Below are 1569 nucleotides of genomic sequence, written 5' to 3'. Positions count from 1 at the left end.
ATCGCAATTTAATGTGACCGCGGATTCAGAATCGTGGCGCAGTTTCCGGGAGACGGGATATCAGCAGGCCTCTCCCGATATTCAGCATATGCTGCAGGCACTGGAACAGCCCCAAGCTACAATCAGGAAACCTGCCTCAAAAGTAACCCCGGAAGTACTTGATCAGATCAAGGCGCTGAGAGACCAGGGATTGTCTAGCAACAAGATCAGTGCGGTGCTGAAAGCGGACAACATTCAAATTAGTGACACAACGATCAGCAAAGCGCTTCGATTGGATGCGGGCTTGTCGTCAAATAATATGCCCAAGGCGGTGACCCCTGATATCCTGCAGATCATCCTCGACCTGAAATCTCAAAAGTACAGCAGCCAGGCAATCTCCAAGCACCTCGAAGCTGGTGGGATACATTTGTCAACAACAAGCGTGGACAGAGCGCTTGGGTTTGCTTCATCGCAATTTAATGTGACTGCGGATTCAGAATCGTGGCGCAATTTCCGGGAGACGGGATATCAGCAGGCCTCCCCCGATATTCAGCATATGCTGCAGGCACTGGAACAGCCTCAAGCTACAATCAGGAAACCTGCCTCAAAACTGACCCCGGAAGTATTTGAGAAGATCAAGGCGCTGAGAGACCAGGGGGTGGTCAGTGAAGAGATCAGCGCTGCGCTAAGAGAGGACAATATTCAAATTAGCGCTGGGATGATCAAGAAAGCGCTTCGATTGGATGCGGGCTTACCTGCGCGGGGTATGCCCAAAGCGGTGACCCGTGATATCCTGCAGATCATCCTCGATCTGAAATCTCAAAAGTACAGCAGCCAGGCAATCTCCAAGCACCTCGAAGCTGGTGGGATACATTTGTCAAAAACAAGCGTGGCCGTTGCGCTTAGAGTTGCTTCATCGCAATTTAATGTGACCGCGGATTCAGAAGCGTGGCGCAATTTCCGGGAGACGGGATATCAGCAGGCCTCTCCCGATATTCAGCATATGCTGCAGGCACTGGAACAGCCAGCAGCATCTGGAAAAGTAACCCCGGAAGTATTTGAGCAGATCAAGGCGCTGAGCGACCAGGGGGTGTCTCGCAGAAAGATCAGCGCTGCGCTGAAAGAGGACAATACTCAAATTAGCACTAGGACGATCAGCAAAGCGCTTCGAGCGGATGCGGGTTTGTCGGCAGAGGGTATGCCCAAAGCGGTGACCCCTGATGTGCTGCAGATCATCCTCGACCTGAAATCTCAAAAGCGCAGCAGCCAGGCAATCTCCGATCACCTCGAAGCTGGTGGGATACATTTGTCTACAACAAGCGTGGACCTGGCCTACCGCCTTGCCAGGCCCTTTCTGGATGACGATGCCCTGCAACTGGATGCCGCACCAGCAGCGGACTTCCAACAGACTGCAGAGGAAACCATGACCGGTGCTCCGGCAGCTCCAAACCCCGCAACTGACGCTGAGGCCGGGATCGGTTCGGAGGATTCGTACAGCTGGCTTGACGACGTGAACATGCAGACCTCCGGCGCGCCTGAGATGGCAGGAGAGCCACAACCCGGGCTCGATATCCTCACCGACTTCCCTTG

At 53.8% G+C, this 1569-nt stretch carries 1 protein-coding gene; it reads left to right on the top strand.

The genetic code is table 11. The features are described 5' to 3' along the window. Positions 1 to 13: 13 nt before the first annotated feature. Positions 14 to 1569, top strand: a 1556-nt coding sequence (locus ABLN87_RS22200; RefSeq protein ID WP_353014284.1) for a hypothetical protein, incomplete at its 3' end; no start/stop codon positions are given.

The organism is Ruegeria sp. SCP10, assembly GCF_040329495.1.
Taxonomy (GTDB): domain Bacteria; phylum Pseudomonadota; class Alphaproteobacteria; order Rhodobacterales; family Rhodobacteraceae; genus Ruegeria.
This window is presented reverse-complemented; position numbering and strand designations above follow the sequence as displayed.